This is a genomic window from Paenibacillus sp. JL3B1040, from assembly GCF_057063165.1.
The window spans coordinates 1,521,389-1,539,677 of sequence record NZ_CM169317.1; the positions used below are offsets into that span (position 1 = coordinate 1,521,389).

The following is an 18,289-nucleotide window of genomic DNA, read 5'->3' on the forward strand; positions in this document are numbered from 1 at the left end:
GATTAGAGAAAAAAGAGACTTTTGGGCGGAAATCAACTGCACATATGCATCTGAAGGCCGTTGTGAGGGCATTTTGATGAAAATCGCCTGCACTTTTGCATCCGATGGGGCGCGGCGCCAACCTTTCCCTTAGAACCAGACGTTTATTCGGGCGCTATAAATAACATTTCATCGACTTTTCGATCCAATACGAGAACTTGGTTCCGGGATGTTGTCGTTCAACCTGCTTCATCCGAAGATACAAGTCGATCCCGTCGGAAACATCGTGCCATAAGTCGGTGAAGACATAATCATAGGCATTTCGGGCCAGATGGGTACGGGCAAAGTCGAAGGCATCCGCATGGACGATCCGAATCTTTTCGGCCTGCTTGAACTGGGGCAGGATATGCCGCTTAAACAAGTGAATGACGTCTTCGTTGATTTCGACGATCGTGACGCTGTCCACGTTGTCCTTCTCCGAAACCATGTAGGCGTAGTAGCCGAGGCCAAGGCCAAATGTCAGGACCCGTCCAAAGGCGGCGGCGACGGGTTCCTTCATCGTTTCGATTTCGTTGGGCGTCACCGTCATCCAGATGCGCTCCTGCTCCAAAACCGCCGGATACGTAAATTCCGTCTCGAAAAATCCGATTTGCGGGATTTGCCTGCCTTCCGTCGTCCGGAGGATGTCATTGCAGACAAAGCCTTCGAACGGCTTATAGCGTTCGTATTTCAGCTCGCTGTTGCCGATGCGGACGGCAGGGAGGCGGATATTCCGGTAATACGGGTTCCGCTCGTATTCGCCGAGGTCAAGCCGATGTATCATAGGGTGGAAATAGGCGTTGAACAGCGCTTTATCCGCTTCGCTGTCGACGATATCCAGCCCGAATTTGGCGGCGAGCAGCAGCTTGAAGGCGTATTCCGCCGAGACGCCGCTTTGGACGATCTCGGCAATTTCTGCGGCCTGGATGAGATCGGGCGCATGATTCAGGTAACTGCCCAGCAGGGCAAACAGCTGGCGATTGCCTTCCTGAATAGGCTCCGTGATGCCCTTTGCGTCTTCCATCTTCAGACCCTGAGCGAGCCGCGGAACCCTCTCACGCCGTAGTAGGATTCCGCACCATTGTGGTACACGAAGACCGTATCGTAGCGGCGGTCGCAGAAGAGGGCGCCGCCGAGCTTGCGGATCGCGGCCGGCGTCTTGATCCAACTCGACGTTTTCGTGTCAAAAGCTCCAAGCTTCTGAAGATCCCGGTATTGCTCTTCCGTTAACAGCTCAATGCCCATGGCGCCCGCCATGTTCACCGCGCTGTCCGCCGGCTTATGCTGCTTTCTCGACTCCAGCGCTTCAGGGTCGTAACAGATGCTTCTGCGGCCTTTAGGCGTTTCCGGTGAGCAGTCGAAGAATATATATTCCCCGGTCTGTGCATCTTGCGCAACCACATCCGGTTCGCCGCCGGTCCGTTCCATTTCATGGAGCGACCACATCTTCTCGGGCTGAGCCTCCAGCTTCATTTGGATAGGTGCCCATTCCAACCCGGGGTGGCGGGTCATGTTTTTCTCGAATCGTTCCTTCAAGGCATGGAGCAGTTCTTCACGTTGTTCTGGCAATAAGCCGGTTTGTTCTTTACTCATCATGAAGCCTCCTTGGCGTTATTGATGCTTAACCTCTACAAGTCCTCCGTGCTGAGCGTAAATCCTTCAATCACCGCATCCTCGTCGACCTCGATCAGGATGCACCGCTTGCCGTGATAATTCACCTGCTTCACGTATTTTAAGTCCTGCGGGCTGACCGAAATCGTGGCCACCTTAGTATCGATCTTGATCGACTTGGAAGTGAATTTCGGCACGACGCTGCTTGCTTTGATCTCATAGTTTTTGTCGTCGACGACCGCTTGGTACGCCAGCTCCACCTTTTCCGTGGTCACGCTCTCCACGCCGCTTGCCGTCAGCACGCGTTCAACGTCCTTATAATCCAGCTTCGGCGGTTCTTCCTCTTCGTGGGTTTCGATGACCTGCTGAATTTCTTCGTATACGCTCGCAATTGTGGAGGCGTCGAGCTGATCCCCGGCGATTTCCTTGACGATATCTTCGAAGATCGCTCTCTCTTCCAGCGCGGTTACGGTCTTCTCGGCGTTCAGGACCTGATCGATAAAATGCTGATTCGGATCGTTTGCTTTGCCCGCGCAATACAGCACCCGATTTACATCGGAGAAGCCATCCGTCATGCTAGGGTAAAAGAACCCTTGCTCCGGCGAGCGCAGCTTGATGATCGGATCGACGATGACGTTGTATTTGAATTCGCGTTCGACATAATCGAACATGAGTGTTTTGCGCTGCGGTTCCGTGGAATTGAGGCTGCAGAGGATGAACGGATTCGCGAACATCTCGTCGGTTTCGCTCTCCTCGGCTTCCTCGTTACGTTCCCGGGTCGGCTTATAGTATTGGCCGCGAACGAAGGTGACCACCGTATCCCGTTCATACTTCGTATCCTCTAACATTTTCTCCACCAACAAAAGCATCAAATCATGCCATTCCTCCGCATCCCCGGTGACCAGCGCTTGATGGAGAAGCGCCTGCGACGGTTTGTCCGATTCCGGCTGCTCCTGGAACTTTAACTCGAACAGCTTCTGATCCAATTCCCCGGACAGCAGCTTCTTGAAGTTGCCCATATGCAGTTCCTGCTTCTCCCGCTCCAAGAGCTCGAACGGCGTGCGTTCAAAATGATAGATTTCATTCGTTTCCTTCATAATATACACGTTAAGAATGTCGTAAATGCTAAGTCTTTCGTGATCCAGTTTGAATTGCTTACGAATATAGGCGATTTCTTTCTTTATCAAGACGATCCAACACTCCTAAGTAAGTAAAATGGCCAGCATAACCAAAACTACCGACCATTATATCACTTGGAGGAGGGGATTGGTAACGTATCCGCCACGCCGCAGAGTTTATCAAACGAAAGACTCGGAAGATATAGTACAATTAAAGTCTAATGAACTCAAAAAGGAAGGGAAGAAAAAGATGCTAATTGACCTTTCTCATCTCATTCAAGATGGATTGCCTGTGTTTCCGGGGGATTCAGAGACCGTACTTCAACAATCCAACAAGGAAGAATATGAGCAATTCATCAAACCCAAACAAATCGTTATTTTGTATACGGGTCACAGCAAATACCTATACTAAATGGCGGTCCATAGCCCAAACAAAAAGAGGGGTTCAGCGCCCCTCCGACCAAGGTCTTTCCCGACCAACAGTGAACAACACTCCACATGCCTTGTATCCCGATACTGTCATTGGATTGAGCTCATAAGCTCGTAGAAGTATCTAGGTTCATGAGTTTTATTAAGACGATACCAAGCGTCTAATGTTTTCGGAGAAAATACATCCAGCGCTTTTAAAACATGAACGGAAAATTCTAATGGAGCTACTCCGGATGCAGTGATCAATCTTCCATCGGTGACAGCAGATTCCGCTTTGTAATATTCTTCGCCCGTGTAAGAAGGGCAAATCATTTTAAGGTAGGCCAAATCATTGCTTGTGTGCCAACGTGAATCCAACAACCCTGCTTGAGCAAGTCCTAAGGTAGCCCCGCAAATTGCTCCAACTACGATCCCTTCGTTTAAACACATCTCGGCAATTTTTAATATGGGGACGTGAACAGCTTCCGACCATGTATTTCCACCAGGTAAAATCAGTGCATCTATGCTTTTAATGCTGCACTCATCCACTTTAACATCAGGCATTATTTTCAATCCGCCCATTGTAGTTACTGGCGTCTTTTCTATGCCAACGGTGACGATTTTTACTGGAGCCAGCCCCTGTCTGAAGTATCTTCCAGAGTTCAGTTCGGCGGCTAAATAACCTATTTCCCAATCGGACATGGTATCAAACACATAAAGATAGACGGTATTATTCATTTCTAAGCACTCCTCATAAAGTTCATTAGGTCACAGCAACCATTCATCTGTAATGAGTGGTTGTCAATAGAATAAAACAACTTCACTGACAACTACTGTCAGTGAAGTTGTTAAAGTTGACCTGAGTGCAGGGGGAAACACAGGATGAGCCTGGGATAGGGCTAAAGATCATCGGAGGAAAAATCGGAGAGATATACGGTCACCTCTCATTTTCGAACCATCATTGTGACGCACTCCACATGACTCGTCTGCGGGAACATGTCCACCGGCTGCACCCACTCCAGCGCATAACCGCCGTCCAGCAGCGCTTTGCAATCCTTTGCCAGAGTGGACGGATTGCAGGAGACATAGATGAAGCGTTTGGGCTTGGCCTTCAGCACCGCTTCAAGGAAGCGGGGATCGAGGCCGGTGCGCGGCGGGTCGGCGACGATGACGTCGGGCGAAAAGCCGCTTTTTACCCAGCGGGGGAGCAGTTCCTCGGCGTAACCGGTGTAAAACCCGGCGTTATCCCGGCCGTTGCGGGCGGCATTGGCCTTGGCGTCCTCCACGGCCTCGGGAATCGATTCGATGCCGCGGACTTCCTTCGCGTAAGGCGCCAGCCACAAGCCGATCGTGCCGGTGCCGCAGTACGCATCGACAACCGTTTCCCGGCCGGTCAACCCGGAGGCCGCACGCACGGATTCGTACAGCTTGACGGTCTGCAGCGGGTTGAGTTGGAAGAACGCGCGGGGGGACAAGGTGAATTCCAGGTCGCCGAGCGATTCCTGAATGCTGTCTTCTCCCCATAACACCTCCGTCCGGTTGCCGAATACGAGCGAGGTGTTCTTTGGGTTCACGTTCATCGCAATGCTCGTCAGCTCCGGCATCGCCAGCCGCAGTTCTTTGATCAGTTCGGCCTGGCGCGGCAGCTTGTCATTGACCGTCACGAGCGTAACCTGAAGCTGACCGGACTGAAAACCGACGCGGACGACGATCGTACGGACGAGGCCTTGATTGCCTTTCTCCTTATATACCGGAATGCCGAGACGCTGCAGCACGTTTCGCGTCTTGTCCACCGCCTCGTTCACCTTCGGGTGCTGAATCGGGCAACCCGTAATGTCGATCAGCTTGTGGGAGTCGGCGGCGTACAAGCCGGCGATCATGCCTTCTTGGGCCATGCCTAATTGAAGCTGCGCCTTATTGCGGTAGCCCCAGGGATGATCCATGCCCAGCATCGGTTTCAGGCGTACGTCCTGCAGACCCGCATAACGCGCAAACGCCTCGCGGATAATATCCTCCTTGCCGGCCAGTTGTCCCGCGTAGGACAAATGCTGGATTTGGCAGCCGCCGCAGATGCCGAACACCGGGCACGGCGCATCGACCCGATGCGGGGAACGCTTCTCGATCTCCCGAATCGCGGCGGCGATATATTTATTCTCAACGCGGGTGACCTCCGCATGAATGACCTCGCCGGGAATTCCGCCCTCGACGAATACGGCCTTGCGCCGATAATAGCCCACGCCTTCGCCGTTAATGCCGAGCCGCTTGATCGTCACGACAATGCGGTCGCCGGAACGTACCTCATCGGCCTGTTCCCGCTTAGCGATGGGTGGTTTGGAACGCGGGTGCGGTTTTTTTTTCGGGCGGTTGCCGGAAGATTTGCTCTCTTTCATGAATCCTGATTCTCCATCCTCGTAAGGTTTGTACTAGACCCAATATACCATGCGAAACCCAGCGGCACCATAACCCGGCCTCGGTGCTTGGGCTACAGCAGCAACAACAGGGAGGCCAGAATACCGGTGCCTGCCAAAGTGAGCTGAATCCATCCGATGATCCTGGCGTATTTCTGCTCTTTGAGCATTTGCTGCACCGTATAGATTTTGTTATCCACCAGGAGCAAGACGAGTCCGGAGAACAGGAAGAGGGCGGAGGTAAATGCGAGCACGCGGTACATATCAAAGCCTCCTATTTTGCTTTTAAACCGGTTCTGCGGATCGAGAGCTTCAATGTAACGGATAGCGAAATGTCCGCATACATCCGTCCCCAGTCGTTTTTTTGGTGAATATTGCGTTTCCAGAAGCCGGGGTGATGGGCTCTTACGTATTCGCCGAAGCCAAAAATATCGGAATGGTCGCGTTGCGTTTGGCGAATGAAATCGTAGATCAATGCGGTCGAATCCCGTTCAAACTCCTCTTCCACCTGGTTGATCTTCGCCGCGGAGTCGATAGGCCGCCGGGAGCCGAAGTGCTCGTCCAGAATCCCTTCGACGTGGATCCGAAGAGAGACATGCGGTTTTCCGTCAACGATACGGACATCGGTTGTGGTGTGCCGTTCCGTGATTTTAGTGATGACGTAACCTAGTCCGGGAACCGATATTAAGACGGAGTATCCTCCCGGGTTGTAACCTTTAGCTGCCATATACGCCCCGATTTCGATCTCGTTGCTCGTTCCCGCCAGGCGACCTCCGCTGAAATAAGCCAACCCTTTGATCAAAATGTTCTCCTTGCCTCGGATGGTGACGTAAGGCAGGAAACCGTCCTGGCCCCAGTTCGATTCCTCAATCCAAAATGTGCCCAAATAGTTCGGCGGAAATTTTCCCATGTCTACTGCCTTTTCGATCATGGACTGAACGTAAAGGGTCGGGACGCGCTCAAGAGGGGGGGCGACCTTCATCAGCTTGGCCGCTTCGGTCTCGGAGACGAGCAGCCAAGTGCGGCGGCGCACCTCCGGATTGCGGCGCAGGAAATCGCCCAGTTCATCCAAACCGTCCTTGGCAATGCCTTTGCTGATCACGATCACCCGCAAGTGTACCAGATACCGGGGATCTGCGATTTCCTGCTGAAGGTTGTTTAAAGCCTCGTCTAAGCTGTGACCGTATACCTGAACGACCCAAACCGGGCTTTCCTTATCGCCGCCGCTTCCCATGCCACCGCCGCTTGGCCCAAGAGGAATGCGGCCGGGAACCGAAATTTGGGCGGTCACCCGGAGCATCTTTTTGGGGAGCGGGTCGTTCTTCTCATGGGTGACCGCCGCCTCCAACTTCGCGCTTTCGGGAGGAGCTTCATCGATGGCGAGACCGAGCACCAGGGCGCGGTTTTCAATTTCCACCTGATCCCAGCATCCGGTCACATTTAACGCCAGAACCAAGCTCGTCAAGCCGAACAACCATCGCTTCGCCAGGTGTTTACGCATGAGACCTCCCCCCTTTGCGCCGAATCATTGAAATGATCCAGAGAAGCAGGGCGTAGCCGGTCAGGAACAGATAGCCGGAATCGTCCGCAATACGGGAAAACCTGTACAACTGGTATTGATCCTGCGGCAGCAGCGAAACGCCAAACATGAAAGGCATCAGCAGGGTGGTTGTCAGACGATGGTCCTGCAAATCGAGCAGATGGCTTAGGGATAGAGAAGTTAAATAGTAAAGGGTATACATAGTCGTATACACATTAATCACCCATATGATGATAAACAGCGCGTCCATGCGTTCGATGACATCGCCGCCGATCGCGATCGAGCGTGCCATTTCCAGCGTCGGATACAACAACTGCAGCGTTTCCTGAACGCCGTATATCCCGATCGTCGAGAGAACCAACAGCAGGTACATACTTCCAGTGATGGCCATGCCCAGCATGGCCGCCTTCAGCGCTTGCTTTGGCTTCTCCGTGACCGGAAGCATTACCGTAATGAGGAATGAACCTATATATAGGGAGGCCGGGGATAACAAGGCGGGCGACCAGTTTGGGATTTCATTGCCGAGCAGCGGCAACCAATTCAAGTGGCGTACGGATTTCATGGCGATCATGATGACGAACAGGAAAGGCAGAATCACGAACGGCCAATAGAACAGCAGGACATAACTGAACTTCACCACGTTCCTCCTGCAGGATAAGGCGACCAGGATCAAGATCAACAGGATGCTCATCTCGATCGGAGTTTTCCGAAATACGACGGCGGACAACACTTCTCCGAACTGGCGGAACATGAGCGCCGTTGAGATGAAAAAGCAGGCAAACACGAAGAGGTTAGCAAGCAGGGCAGGGAGTTTCCCGATGATGGTTTGGCTGTAATCGAATATCGTCCGATCGCTGAATCGTTGGCTGAGCCGGGTGAACACGAACAGGCTGAAGGCGGCGCAACAGGTGCCTGCGATGGTCATAAGCGGTGCGGCAGTACCGGCCGCCTCAGCGATGATTTTGGGGTAGGTCAGCGTGTATTGTCCAAAAAGCGCGCTACTGATGACGATGGCCAGCTGAGTCGTGCTGATTTTCTCCGTTTTCCGCATTGGCTTTTTCCTCCGACTGAAAGATCTTATCGAAATTGGCTTGGAACGTGCCTTCGGTGCGCCGCGTATCATCTATGGCGTGAAGGTAGCTGGGACGTTTTCCCATCCACCACAGCGGAGCCCGAATGAAGGTATCCACAACCCCGGCCCGCTTCTTGGCCAGGACGGACCGCAAATACGGCACGCCAAACGACTCCAGGTATAGCAAATGGTTAATGATAAAAATGCTTCCTATCATCACCCCGTACAATCCGAAAAGACCGGCCAGCACGATAAGCGGGAAGCGGAGCATTCGCATGGCGATCGCCGTATTATATGCCGGGGTGGCAAAGGAGCCGATCGTAGTCAAAGCGACGATCACCACGGTGATCGGGCTCGATAAGCCGGCGGAAACGGCAGCCTGCCCGATGACCAGGACGCCGACGATCGACAGCGCGCCGCCGATCATTTGCGGGAGGCGAATCGTCGCTTCTCTGAGAATCTCCATCGATGCTTCCATAATCAGCACTTCCAGCATGGCCGGGAAAGGAACCCCGGCGCGCCCTCCGGAGATGGCCACCGCAAAATCGGTAGGCAAGAGCTCGGGATTATAGGAGATGACGGATACGTACAGCGAAGGAAAAAACACGGAGAAGAGCAGGGCCATCAGCCTGACGAATCGCAGCAGGCTGGCGATCAAGAAGCGTTCGGAATAGTCGTCGATCGTTTGGAAGAATTGGTCGAACAGGGCAGGCACGATGAGTGCAAAGGAGGAGCCGTCCACCAGGATGGCCACCCTTCCCTCCAGCAAAGCGGCTACGGTTTTGTCCGGCCGTTCCGTGTTTTGAATTTGCGGAAACGGCGAAATCGGCTGATCCTCGATAAATTGCTCGATGTAGCCGGCGTCGAGGATGCCGTCGATATCGATCTTGGCCAGCCGCCGCATGACCTCGCTAACGAACTGCGGATCGGCGATGCCGTCGATGTAACAGACGGCGGTTTTAGACTTGGTGCGCCTGCCCAGCTCACCGGTTTCGACGACCAGATCGGCGGTTTGCAGCCGGTAACGGATCAGCGACAGGTTCGTTTCGAGCTGCTCGATAAACCCGTCCCGCGGGCCGCGAATGACCTGTTCGGTTTGGGGTTGTTCGATCGCCCGCTTTTCGACCATACGCGTATCGAAGGCCGCCGCTTCGGCATAGCCGTCGACAAGCAGCAGCGTCTGTCCTTTCATCAACAGATCCAACAAGACGTTCCAATCGGAGCTTCGTAGCCTGAGGTTGGCTTGCACTCGCTCGCTGCAAACCCGGTCTAACAGGTCCATCTCCGGCTTATCCTCAAGGCGGGAGGGAGAGAGCAGGGGAGCCACGATGCCCTCTTGAATCATTCGCTGATCCGACAGGGACGTGAAGAACAGCAACGCGGCGTTGCGTTCGCCCATCACCTTCAGTTCGCGAATCAACAGATCCCCAATGTTTCCGAACCGAGTCCGTATCGTCCGGAGATTGGCCTCCAGCTTGGTCTCGAACGGAAGGGGGCCGTTGCCTGCGGCAGAGGGACTGCCAGCGGCCGGACCGGATTGCGGCCGGTTTGGCGGATGCTTTTTCATAAATGCTTCGTAGTTGGTTTTCCAATCCGGCATGCCTGTCCCCCCTTCCGTTATTCCTTTCCCTTACCCATTAACTAGTGTTGGTCGATGTGGAAAAGTTTATGTAGCGGTTGCAGCGGTTGCCCATTTCCCCAAACCCCGGTAAACTTAAAAGTGCATAAAGCCGGTCTGTCCCGGAAGCCGGGAGGACGACGGCCTAATGGAAGTTAGGAGATATGGCGAAATGAGCACGGATGTATTTACGATGGAACAGGCGCAGCAACTGCTGCAAAAATATTACGGTTATCCCGATTTCCGCGAGGGGCAGCGGCGGATCGTCGAGAGCGTATTGTCCGGCGCGGACACGCTGGGCATTATGCCGACCGGCGGCGGCAAATCGATCTGCTACCAGATCCCGGCCCTGATGCTGCCGGGCTTGACGCTGGTCGTGTCGCCGCTGATCTCGCTGATGAAGGATCAGGTGGATGCGCTCACGGCGATGGGCGTCTCCGCCGCCTACATTAACAGCACGCTGTCGGGCAAGGAAGTGAACGACCGGATCCGGGCGGCGCGCCGCGGCGAGATCAAGCTGCTTTATGTAGCGCCGGAACGGCTGGAGCTGGACTGGTTCCGCGAGGAAATGAGCGGGTTGACCATCTCTTGCGTCGCCGTCGACGAGGCGCACTGCGTCTCGCAGTGGGGCCATGACTTCCGGACGAGCTATCTGGCGGTCTCCCCGTTTGTGGAGTCGCTGCCGCGGCGGCCGATCCTGGCGGCCTTCACAGCCACGGCAACGCCGGAGGTCATGGACGACATGGTCCGGTTGCTGCGATTGGCCGATCCGGCCGTATTCGTTACAGGTCTTGGCCGGGACAATCTGGCGATGTCGGTGCTGCGCGGCGAGAACAAACGCGAATTCGTCCTGAATTACGCGAGCACGCACGCCCACCAGCCCGGCATTGTCTACGCCGCTACCCGCAAGGAAGTCGACGACCTGTACGAACGGCTGGGCCGCGCGGGCATCCCCGCCGGCCGCTACCATGCCGGCTTGTCCGACAAGGAGCGGGAGGAGAGCCAGGAGGCATTTCTCTATGACGACATCCGCGTGATGGTGGCGACGAACGCCTTCGGGATGGGGATCGACAAATCGAATGTCCGGTACGTGATCCACTACAATATGCCGAAGAACATGGAGGCTTACGTGCAGGAAGCCGGCCGGGCGGGCCGGGATGGCGAGCCCAGCGAATGCATCCTGCTGTTCAGTCCGCAGGACATCATGACGCAGAAATTCCTGATCGAGCAAAACCCGCAGGAAGGGGACCGCAAACGCAACGAATACCGCAAGCTGCAGCAGATGATCGAATACTGCTATCAGACCCGCTGCCTGCGCTGGGCGATGCTGGATTATTTCGGCGAGGCTCATGACCGCACGCCCTGCGGCATCTGCAGTTCCTGCCGGGACGAACGGGAGCTCGTCGACATGACGCGCGACGCGCAGATCGTGTTCTCCTGCATCCACCGGATGCGGGAGCGGTTTGGCGTGTCGCTGGTCGCCTCGGTGTTGAAGGGCTCGCAGAACAAGAAGGTGCTGCAATACGGCTTCGACGCGCTGCCTACTTACGGTATGATGCGCACGCGGACGGAGAAGGCGATTTCCGAGCTGATCAACGTGTTTATCGCCGAAGGGTATCTGGCCTTGTCCGAAGGGCAATACCCGGTAGTCCGGCTGCAGCCGCTGGCCGTCGAGGTGCTGAAAAGCCGGCACCAGGTCATGCTGCGCGAGCCGGAGCCCGCGGCCGCGTCCAAATCGTCTTCCGGCTCGCGACGCCGCGGTTACGACGAAAGCCCGTCCGCCGTTAACGAGACGGTGTTCGAGCAACTGCGCCTGATCCGCCGCGATTTGGCGGAGAAGGAGCATGTGCCTTCCTACATTATTTTCAATGATGCCACCTTGCGCGAAATGAGCGTCGTCTGCCCGACCCGCGAAGCGGACATGCTGAGAATCAAGGGCGTGGGCGAAGTCAAATACCGCAAGTACGGAAAACCGTTTCTGGAGTTTTTTCAAAATATGGAGTAGGGTTGTGAGCTAGTGAAAGTCATTTTGGCGACGCTGAACGCAAAATTTATCCATACCTCGCTGGCGATCCGACTGCTCAAGGCTTACAGCGGCAACGAGTTCGACATCGATCTGGCGGAATACACGATCAAGGATCCGGTCATGAACATCGTATCCGACTTGTTCCGCCGGAAGCCCGACGTGCTTGGCTTCTCCTGTTATATCTGGAACATCGAAGAGACGATCAAGCTGGCCGCCTTGCTGAAAAAAGTGCTGCCGGAAGTGAAGATCGTGTTGGGCGGTCCCGAGGTCAGCTACGACACGAAATATTGGATGGAACGCGCCCCCGAAGTCGATTTTATCGTGATGGGGGACGGTGAGGAGACGTTCCACCATCTGCTGCAGGAGCTGTCCGGCGACCGGAAGTTCCATTTCGTCTTTGGCGCGGCCTACCGCAAAGGGGAAGAGGTCGTGCTGAATCCGCCCCGGCCGAAGTCCGATTTGAACTCGCTGCCTTCGCCGCATCGTTTTCCGGAGGATATCCCGAACCTTGGCAAGCGCATCGTTTATTTCGAAACGAGCCGCGGCTGCCCGTTCAACTGCCAGTTTTGCCTGTCGAGCATCGAGGTGGGCGTGCGGTATTACGATATCGAACGGGTCAAAGCGGACATCCTGTACTTGATCGAGCACGGTGCGAAAATCATTAAGTTCCTCGACCGCACGTTTAACATCAACCGCAGCTACGCGATGGAAATGTTCGAATTCCTGATCAACAACCATCAAGGCTGCGTGTTCCAGTTCGAAATCACGGCGGATATCATGCGGCCCGAGGTGCTGGACTACTTGGCGGAGAACGCGCCGCCCGGCATCTTCCGCTTCGAGATCGGCGTGCAGTCGACCAACGATCCGACCAACGAGCTGGTGAAACGCCGGCAGAATTTCGCCAAGCTGACCCGTACCGTGACCAAAATCAAAGAAAGCGGCAAAATCGACCAGCATCTCGACCTGATCGCGGGATTGCCGGAAGAGGATTACGCCACGTTCCGCAAGACGTTTAACGATGTGTTCGCCCTGCGTCCCGAGGAGCTGCAGCTCGGCTTCCTGAAGATGCTGCGCGGGACCGGGCTGCGGAACGACGCCGCCAAATACAACTACGTCTTCATGGACCACGCGCCTTATGAAATCTTGGGCAACGACGTGCTGCCGTTTACGGACGTGATCCGGCTGAAGCGGCTGGAAGACGTGCTGGAGAAATATTGGAACGCCCACCGGATGGACCACACGCTGGAATACCTGGTGACCCGCGAGTTCGACTCGCCGTTCGACTTCTTTCAGGAGTTCGGCGATTATTGGGACGAACGGGGATGGCAGCGCATCGGCCATCAATTGGAGGATTTGTTCACCCGGCTTCATGAATTTCTAAGCGGCCGTTCGTTGAAAGAGCCGGAGGTCGTGCTTGGTTTGATGAAGCTCGATTACCTGCTTGGACACAAATACAAGCCGCGGAAAATTTGGTGGGAGGACCGAATGGACAAGGACCGGCGCAGCGGATACTTCAAGGCGCTGGCGGAAGCGCCGGCCGCCTTGTCCGAACGGTTCGCGGCCTACGGTTTGGACGAACGCGACCTGCAGAAGTTCGCATGCATCGAGGAATTGCCTTTTGGGCTGGAGGAGATGTCGCATGGGGCAGGGGCGGCGTCCGTGCCCGCCGGCGCGGACGGTAAGCCGCAAGGGACGCTGCTCGTCGTCCTTTACCAACAGGAGCCGGACGAGCGGCCGGCGTATTTCCACGCCCCCTTAAGCGCCTGGTCCCCGGAGCCTCGCACCTTAGCAAAGTAAGGAGCTGACCTAAGGATGTTTACGATCCTGATTGTCGAAGATGACGCCAAGATGGCCGGAATGCTGTCCGGGCATATCGAGAAATACGGATACCAAGCGGTGAGAGTAAACGACTTCGGCCGGGTGCTGGACGAGTTTCGGGAATCCGCCGCCGATATGGTGCTGCTGGACGTCAACCTGCCGAAGTTTGACGGCTTTTATTGGTGCCGGCAAATCCGTGGGTTATCCACCTGCCCGATTCTGTTCATTTCGGCGCGCGACAGCGGGATGGATCAGGTCATGGCGCTTGACAACGGGGCGGACGATTACATCACGAAGCCGTTTTCCTACGAGGTGGTGATGGCCAAGATCCGCAGTCACCTGCGGCGGGCCTACGGCGATTATTCGGCCAGGCAGGAGGAGCGGACCGTATGCGCGGCGGGGCTGGTTCTCTACCCGGAACGGTTTACCGTGACGAACGGGGAGACGTCCGTGCTGCTGACGCAGAAGGAAGCGGTGCTGCTGGAAGCGCTCCTGCAAAAAGCGGGACGGATCGTTAGTCGGGAGATGCTGCTGGATCGGATGTGGCAGGGGCATCATTTCATCGACGACAACACGTTAAACGTGTATGTGACCCGCATCCGCAAAAAGCTGAAGGAGTTAGGTCTGGAGGAGGCGGTGGAAACCGTCCGCGGGGCGGGTTACCTGCTCCATGCGAACGGACGCCCCGACTTCGGGGAGGCGCCGGAATGAGGCTGTTTTGGAGGGAGCATGTGCCGCTGTTGCTGGTTCTCGTGCCGCAGATCCTGCTCGTTCCTTTCTTGTACTGGTTGGCCGACAGCCGTCAGACCGACATCGCGGGTTACGCCCTCCTGCTTAGCTTTGCGTTGCTGTTGCTCTACTTGGCGTATCGGTACGTCAGCAACCGGGAAGTTTACCGGCGGATGACGGAACCGCCCCGGACGTTGGAGGAACTGCTGCAGCCGGTGGGCGAAACCCCGCTTGCTTTGGCTTTGCGGGAACTGCTCGAATCGGGATACCGATTGTACGAAGCGGAGCTGTACCGGTACGGTAAACAGCGCGAGCACCAATCCGCGTTTGTGGGCCGCTGGGTGCATCAGATGAAGACGCCGATCTCGGTCATTCAGCTCACGCTGGAGAACGAACGTGAGAAGGAATCGATCCCGGAAGCGGTGTTGGACAGCATCCAAGAGGAGCTTGACCGGCTGCGCAAGGGGCTGGAGATGGCGTTGTACACCTCCCGGCTGGAGCAGTTCGAGCATGATTTTCACGTCGCCCCGGCTCCGCTTCTGGACGTCGTGAACGAAGCCGTCGCCGAGCACCGCAAGTTGTTCATCCGGAAGGGCGTTTACCCGGACATTCGCATCGGCGAGGGACTTGAGGTCTATACCGACAAGAAATGGCTGATATTCGTGCTCGGCCAACTGATTACGAACGCCGTAAATTATTCCGCGGAGGCAGGGGACAAAGTGGAGTTTACCGCGTATGTCCGCGGCAAAAAAACGGTGCTCGACGTTCGCGACTACGGCATCGGCATTCTGAAAGAGGATATCCGCCGGGTCTTCGAGCCTTCTTACACGGGGCAGCGCGGCCGGCAATACAGCGAATCGACCGGAATGGGCCTGTATCTGGTCCGCGAGGTGTGCAGCCGCCTGGGGCACCGCGTGGAGCTGGAGTCGGCGCCGGGACAAGGAACGACGGTAAGGCTGTTGTTCGAGCGGCAGCCGCCGCTATGAAGCGCAGAGGCACCTCTGATCCGAAACAAGGATCGCGGAGCCGCTGCGTTTTTTTTTTGCCCGAACCTAACCTTACAAATTTTTAAGATTCGATTAAGCTGCATCGATGGCTGGCAGCCTTGCAATCGGATAGAGTATAACCATAACCGCGTGGGCTGCGGCAACGGGGCAGGACAAGCTCGCCGCAGACTCCAAGAAAGGGGATTGGGAACCAATGGAAATGCTCAAGGTTCAGGGGCTGAACAAGGTGTATCCGGGAAAAATTGCAACGCGTGCGCTGCAGGACATAGACTTGACGATCGACAAGGGCGAATTCGTGGGGATCATGGGACCCTCGGGCAGCGGGAAAACGACGCTGCTTAATTTGGTCTCGACCATCGATACGCCCAGCTCGGGCGAAGTGCTGATTAACGGCAAAAATCCGCATGCCTTGAAACGGAGGGAGCTCGCCGCCTTTCGCCGCCGCGAGTTGGGTTTCGTGTTTCAGGATTTCAACCTGCTGGACACGTTAACCGTCGCGGAAAATATCGTCCTTCCCTTAACGCTGGACTACCGTCCGTTCCGGGAGATGGAACAGAAGCTGCAGGCGATCGCTCACCGGCTGAGGATTACGGAGATTCTCGGCAAACGTACGTACGAAATTTCCGGCGGTCAGCGGCAGCGGGCCGCGATCGCCCGGGCGATGATCTCCTCGCCTTCGTTGCTGCTGGCCGACGAACCGACGGGCGCTTTGGATTCGACCGCGTCCCGCAATGTGATGGAGCTGCTTGAAACGTTAAACCGCACCGAAGGCACCACGATGATGCTGGTGAGCCATGATCCGCTGGCGGCCAGCTATTGTCACCGGGTCGTGTTCATCAAAGACGGCAGGCTGACCAATGAAATCCACCGGGGCGACAGCAGGCAAGCCTTTTTCCAGAAGATCATCGACATGCTGTCGTACTTGGGAGGGAACGCCCATGAGCTTTCTTCAATTCGCGTTTAACAACGTCAGGCGCAACGCCCGGGCTTACTTCGCTTATTTTCTGAGCAGCGCCTTTATGGTCATGATCTTTTTTACCTATGCGATGCTCATTTTTCACCCGGATATGGACCAAAGCGAAATGGGGCGAATGACAAGCATCGGCATGGAAGTGGCGGAATATATCATTTTCGTGTTTTCGATTCTGTTCGTCTTGTTTTCGATCGGGAGCTTTTTGAAGGCGCGGAGTAAGGAATTCGGCGTGCTTTCGTTGCTTGGGGCGACCACGGGTTCGGTCAACCGCCTCGTATTCCTCGAAAACCTGATGATCGGCGCGGGGGCCATTGCGGCAGGCTTGGCCGGAGGGCTGCTGCTTTCCAAGCTGTTCCTGCTCCTGAGCGTCAGGGTGACGGGGATCAACCGACTTCCGTTCTACTGGCCCTGGAAGGCGATGGGGTTCACGGCGGCCGCGTTTCTGGTCTTGTTCGTCGTGTTGTCGGTATTTACGCTGGCTTTTTTTCGGAAAAATCGGGTGATCGAACTGCTCGGCGGCAGCAGCAAGCCAAAGACAGCTCCGCGGGTCTCCTGGGTGTTGGCAATGCTTGGCGTGGCGCTGCTGGCCAGCGCGGTACTGCTCCTGAAAGGCGGCGAGGGCCTGGATTTCCCTAAAGTGATGCTGGCGGCCGCAACGGGGATATGGGGGACCTACTTCTTCTATACCCAGGTGACGGTAGCCCTCATCCGGCTGCTCAAGCGCAGCCGCCGTTTGTTGTGGCGCGGAACCCGATTGCTCTGGGTATCCGAAATGGCTTATAAAATCAAGGATAATGCGCGGATGCTGTTTATGGTCACCGTTGCCATCTCGCTGGCCTGTATGAGCGTAGGCGTCATTCTGGCGGCACAGGCCCAGAATGAGCGGGTTTACGCGGCCAATCCATTTGCTTTTTCGTACGGCGTATATGAGGAAGAGCATGTCGAGGCGGACATGGCGTGGATCGATCGGCAGCTGTCCGGGCAAGGCATTTCGTATGAGAAGCTCGAACAGGAATCGCTAAGCGGTTATCTGGAATCCGAGGAAATCTATGCGGAAGTGAAGGCGCGCTCGGACTACAATCGGGCGGCCGCCATGTTGGGGCTTGCGCCGCTGCCGGAGATGGACGAGGGGCAAGCGGTAATTTCCGCCATGCCGGGATCGGCTGCGGAGAAAGAACTGCGGAGGATTCGGGCGCTTCGGCTGATTTTGCCGTTTCTGGAGGAGCCGATGATGCTTGAGCCGCTGCCCAGCGGGGAGACCCCGCTGATCGGTACGAACGGCTACACCACGATTGTCGTCGTGTCCGATGCTGAATATGCGGCGCTGAAAAGCCGCTTGACGGAAGAGGATCGGTATCGCTTGTCACGCGTAATCGAAATCTACGTTCCGCTCTGGCAACACAAAGGGTCGCCCCGCCTTGACGATCCCGAAATTGCGGTCGGGAAGAGCTTGTTCCAAGGGATGATGAACCGCCTTCAAAACGGCGAGACCGAAAATTATATGAGCTCGCGCGCCCGTTCCTACGCGGAAACCCGAGAGCAGCTCTTGATGCTGAGCTTCGTCGGCGTATTCATCGCCGCTATTTTCTCGGTGTCCTCCGCCAGCTTCCTGTATTTCAAACTGTACAGCGAGCTGAATCAGGACCGGCGGATGTACCGTTCCTTGTCCAAAATCGGGCTGGGCGACCGCGAGATGCGTTATTCCTCCAGCCTGCAAATCGCCTTGCTGTTCTTCATCCCGGTGGGGATCTCGGGCATTCAGACGATGGTCGTCTTGTCCCTCTTGGGGGCGAGATTCCAACTGGGGGACGTGACGGTTCCGGTGCTGACGGCCACCGGGGCTTTCCTGGCGGCACAGGGGCTGTATTATGCCGTAGTGCGCTCGCGTTATGTCGTGCAATTAAAACGTGTGATGGTTTAAAATACAACCCAAAACGAGCCTG

General features: G+C 55.8%; 16 protein-coding genes. 7 read left to right on the plus strand and 9 right to left on the minus strand.

The window, feature by feature from the left end; all coding sequences use genetic code 11:
* Nucleotides 1-154 precede the first annotated feature (154 nt).
* The 3 genes from ACZF99_RS06705 to ACZF99_RS06715 are packed head-to-tail and all read right to left on the minus strand — an operon-like array spanning nucleotide 155 to nucleotide 2,816.
* Nucleotides 155-1,042 carry a spermine/spermidine synthase domain-containing protein gene (locus ACZF99_RS06705; protein WP_483610163.1) on the minus strand — a complete coding sequence of 296 codons (888 nt, stop codon included), beginning with the start codon at nucleotides 1,040-1,042 and terminating at the stop codon, nucleotides 155-157.
* Between the two features lie 2 nt (nucleotides 1,043-1,044).
* Complete coding sequence (locus tag ACZF99_RS06710; RefSeq protein WP_483610165.1) at nucleotides 1,045-1,614, minus strand: DUF4256 domain-containing protein; 570 nt, start codon at nucleotides 1,612-1,614, stop codon at nucleotides 1,045-1,047.
* Between the two features lie 32 nt (nucleotides 1,615-1,646).
* The gene (locus ACZF99_RS06715) at nucleotides 1,647-2,816 is read right to left on the minus strand and encodes a DUF4317 domain-containing protein (protein ID WP_483610167.1); all 1,170 of its coding nucleotides are present in this window, start codon (nucleotides 2,814-2,816) and stop codon (nucleotides 1,647-1,649) included.
* 79 nt (nucleotides 2,817-2,895) lie between these two features.
* Between ACZF99_RS06715 and ACZF99_RS06720 the strand changes: the two genes are divergently transcribed.
* Nucleotides 2,896-3,159 carry a hypothetical protein gene (locus ACZF99_RS06720; protein ID WP_483610169.1) on the plus strand — a complete coding sequence of 88 codons (264 nt, stop codon included), beginning with the start codon at nucleotides 2,896-2,898 and terminating at the stop codon, nucleotides 3,157-3,159.
* 107 nt (nucleotides 3,160-3,266) lie between these two features.
* On the opposite strand, the gene ACZF99_RS06725 is transcribed toward ACZF99_RS06720, so the two are convergent.
* The 6 genes from ACZF99_RS06725 to ACZF99_RS06750 all read right to left on the minus strand — a co-directional run bounded on the left by ACZF99_RS06725 (nucleotide 3,267) and on the right by ACZF99_RS06750 (nucleotide 9,775).
* Nucleotides 3,267-3,893 carry a type 1 glutamine amidotransferase family protein gene (locus ACZF99_RS06725; RefSeq protein ID WP_483610171.1) on the minus strand — a complete coding sequence of 209 codons (627 nt, stop codon included), beginning with the start codon at nucleotides 3,891-3,893 and terminating at the stop codon, nucleotides 3,267-3,269.
* Between the two features lie 206 nt (nucleotides 3,894-4,099).
* Nucleotides 4,100-5,545, minus strand: a complete 1,446-nt coding sequence (rlmD, locus tag ACZF99_RS06730) for a 23S rRNA (uracil(1939)-C(5))-methyltransferase RlmD (protein WP_483610173.1) — start codon at nucleotides 5,543-5,545, stop codon at nucleotides 4,100-4,102.
* A gap of 92 nt (nucleotides 5,546-5,637) precedes the next feature.
* Nucleotides 5,638-5,826 carry a CLC_0170 family protein gene (locus ACZF99_RS06735; protein WP_483610175.1) on the minus strand — a complete coding sequence of 63 codons (189 nt, stop codon included), beginning with the start codon at nucleotides 5,824-5,826 and terminating at the stop codon, nucleotides 5,638-5,640.
* Nucleotides 5,827-5,837: 11 nt separating this feature from the next.
* Nucleotides 5,838-7,064, minus strand: a complete 1,227-nt coding sequence (locus ACZF99_RS06740) for a Ger(x)C family spore germination protein (protein WP_483610177.1) — start codon at nucleotides 7,062-7,064, stop codon at nucleotides 5,838-5,840.
* Entirely contained in the window at nucleotides 7,057-8,154 is a 1,098-nt protein-coding gene (locus ACZF99_RS06745) for a GerAB/ArcD/ProY family transporter (protein WP_483610179.1), read from the minus strand. Before ACZF99_RS06745 ends, ACZF99_RS06740 begins: the two co-directional genes overlap by 8 nt.
* Nucleotides 8,102-9,775 (minus strand): spore germination protein, encoded by a 1,674-nt coding sequence (locus ACZF99_RS06750; RefSeq protein WP_483610181.1) that lies wholly within the window; start codon nucleotides 9,773-9,775, stop codon nucleotides 8,102-8,104. The genes ACZF99_RS06745 and ACZF99_RS06750 overlap by 53 nt, the downstream gene beginning before the upstream one ends.
* 190 nt (nucleotides 9,776-9,965) lie before the next feature.
* On the opposite strand from ACZF99_RS06750, the gene recQ reads away from it, so the two are divergent.
* From recQ to ACZF99_RS06780, 6 genes are all read left to right on the plus strand, one after another.
* A complete protein-coding gene (gene recQ, locus ACZF99_RS06755; RefSeq protein ID WP_483610183.1) occupies nucleotides 9,966-11,798 on the plus strand; it encodes a DNA helicase RecQ in 1,833 nt (610 codons plus the stop codon).
* Nucleotides 11,799-11,810: 12 nt separating this feature from the next.
* Complete coding sequence (locus ACZF99_RS06760) at nucleotides 11,811-13,616, plus strand: B12-binding domain-containing radical SAM protein (RefSeq protein ID WP_483610185.1); 1,806 nt, start codon at nucleotides 11,811-11,813, stop codon at nucleotides 13,614-13,616.
* A 15-nt stretch (nucleotides 13,617-13,631) separates the two neighbouring features.
* The gene (locus tag ACZF99_RS06765) at nucleotides 13,632-14,348 is read left to right on the plus strand and encodes a response regulator transcription factor (RefSeq protein ID WP_483610187.1); all 717 of its coding nucleotides are present in this window, start codon (nucleotides 13,632-13,634) and stop codon (nucleotides 14,346-14,348) included.
* Nucleotides 14,345-15,352, plus strand: coding sequence for a sensor histidine kinase (locus tag ACZF99_RS06770; protein WP_483610189.1), 1,008 nt, complete (start codon nucleotides 14,345-14,347; stop codon nucleotides 15,350-15,352). Before ACZF99_RS06765 ends, ACZF99_RS06770 begins: the two co-directional genes overlap by 4 nt.
* Before the next feature lie 214 nt (nucleotides 15,353-15,566).
* Nucleotides 15,567-16,337 (plus strand): ABC transporter ATP-binding protein, encoded by a 771-nt coding sequence (locus ACZF99_RS06775; protein ID WP_483610191.1) that lies wholly within the window; start codon nucleotides 15,567-15,569, stop codon nucleotides 16,335-16,337.
* Nucleotides 16,312-18,267: an ABC transporter permease gene (locus ACZF99_RS06780; protein ID WP_483610192.1), complete on the plus strand. Its 1,956-nt coding sequence runs from the start codon at nucleotides 16,312-16,314 to the stop codon at nucleotides 18,265-18,267. The genes ACZF99_RS06775 and ACZF99_RS06780 overlap by 26 nt, the downstream gene beginning before the upstream one ends.
* Nucleotides 18,268-18,289: the final 22 nt, after the last annotated feature.

Excerpts from the sequence above, each read along its gene's own strand:
- ACZF99_RS06705 (WP_483610163.1), bottom strand. The coding sequence starts at position 1,042 with ATGGAAGACGCAAAGGGCATCACGGAGCCTATTCAGGAAGGCAATCGC.
- ACZF99_RS06710 (WP_483610165.1), bottom strand. The coding sequence starts at position 1,614 with ATGATGAGTAAAGAACAAACCGGCTTATTGCCAGAACAACGTGAAGAA.
- ACZF99_RS06725 (WP_483610171.1), bottom strand. The coding sequence starts at position 3,893 with ATGAATAATACCGTCTATCTTTATGTGTTTGATACCATGTCCGATTGG.
- rlmD (WP_483610173.1), bottom strand. The coding sequence starts at position 5,545 with ATGAAAGAGAGCAAATCTTCCGGCAACCGCCCGAAAAAAAAACCGCAC.
- ACZF99_RS06735 (WP_483610175.1), bottom strand. The coding sequence starts at position 5,826 with ATGTACCGCGTGCTCGCATTTACCTCCGCCCTCTTCCTGTTCTCCGGA.
- ACZF99_RS06740 (WP_483610177.1), bottom strand. The coding sequence starts at position 7,064 with ATGCGTAAACACCTGGCGAAGCGATGGTTGTTCGGCTTGACGAGCTTG.
- ACZF99_RS06745 (WP_483610179.1), bottom strand. The coding sequence starts at position 8,154 with ATGCGGAAAACGGAGAAAATCAGCACGACTCAGCTGGCCATCGTCATC.
- ACZF99_RS06750 (WP_483610181.1), bottom strand. The coding sequence starts at position 9,775 with ATGCCGGATTGGAAAACCAACTACGAAGCATTTATGAAAAAGCATCCG.
- recQ (WP_483610183.1), top strand. The coding sequence starts at position 9,966 with ATGAGCACGGATGTATTTACGATGGAACAGGCGCAGCAACTGCTGCAA.
- ACZF99_RS06765 (WP_483610187.1), top strand. The coding sequence starts at position 13,632 with ATGTTTACGATCCTGATTGTCGAAGATGACGCCAAGATGGCCGGAATG.
- ACZF99_RS06770 (WP_483610189.1), top strand. The coding sequence starts at position 14,345 with ATGAGGCTGTTTTGGAGGGAGCATGTGCCGCTGTTGCTGGTTCTCGTG.
- ACZF99_RS06775 (WP_483610191.1), top strand. The coding sequence starts at position 15,567 with ATGGAAATGCTCAAGGTTCAGGGGCTGAACAAGGTGTATCCGGGAAAA.
- ACZF99_RS06780 (WP_483610192.1), top strand. The coding sequence starts at position 16,312 with ATGAGCTTTCTTCAATTCGCGTTTAACAACGTCAGGCGCAACGCCCGG.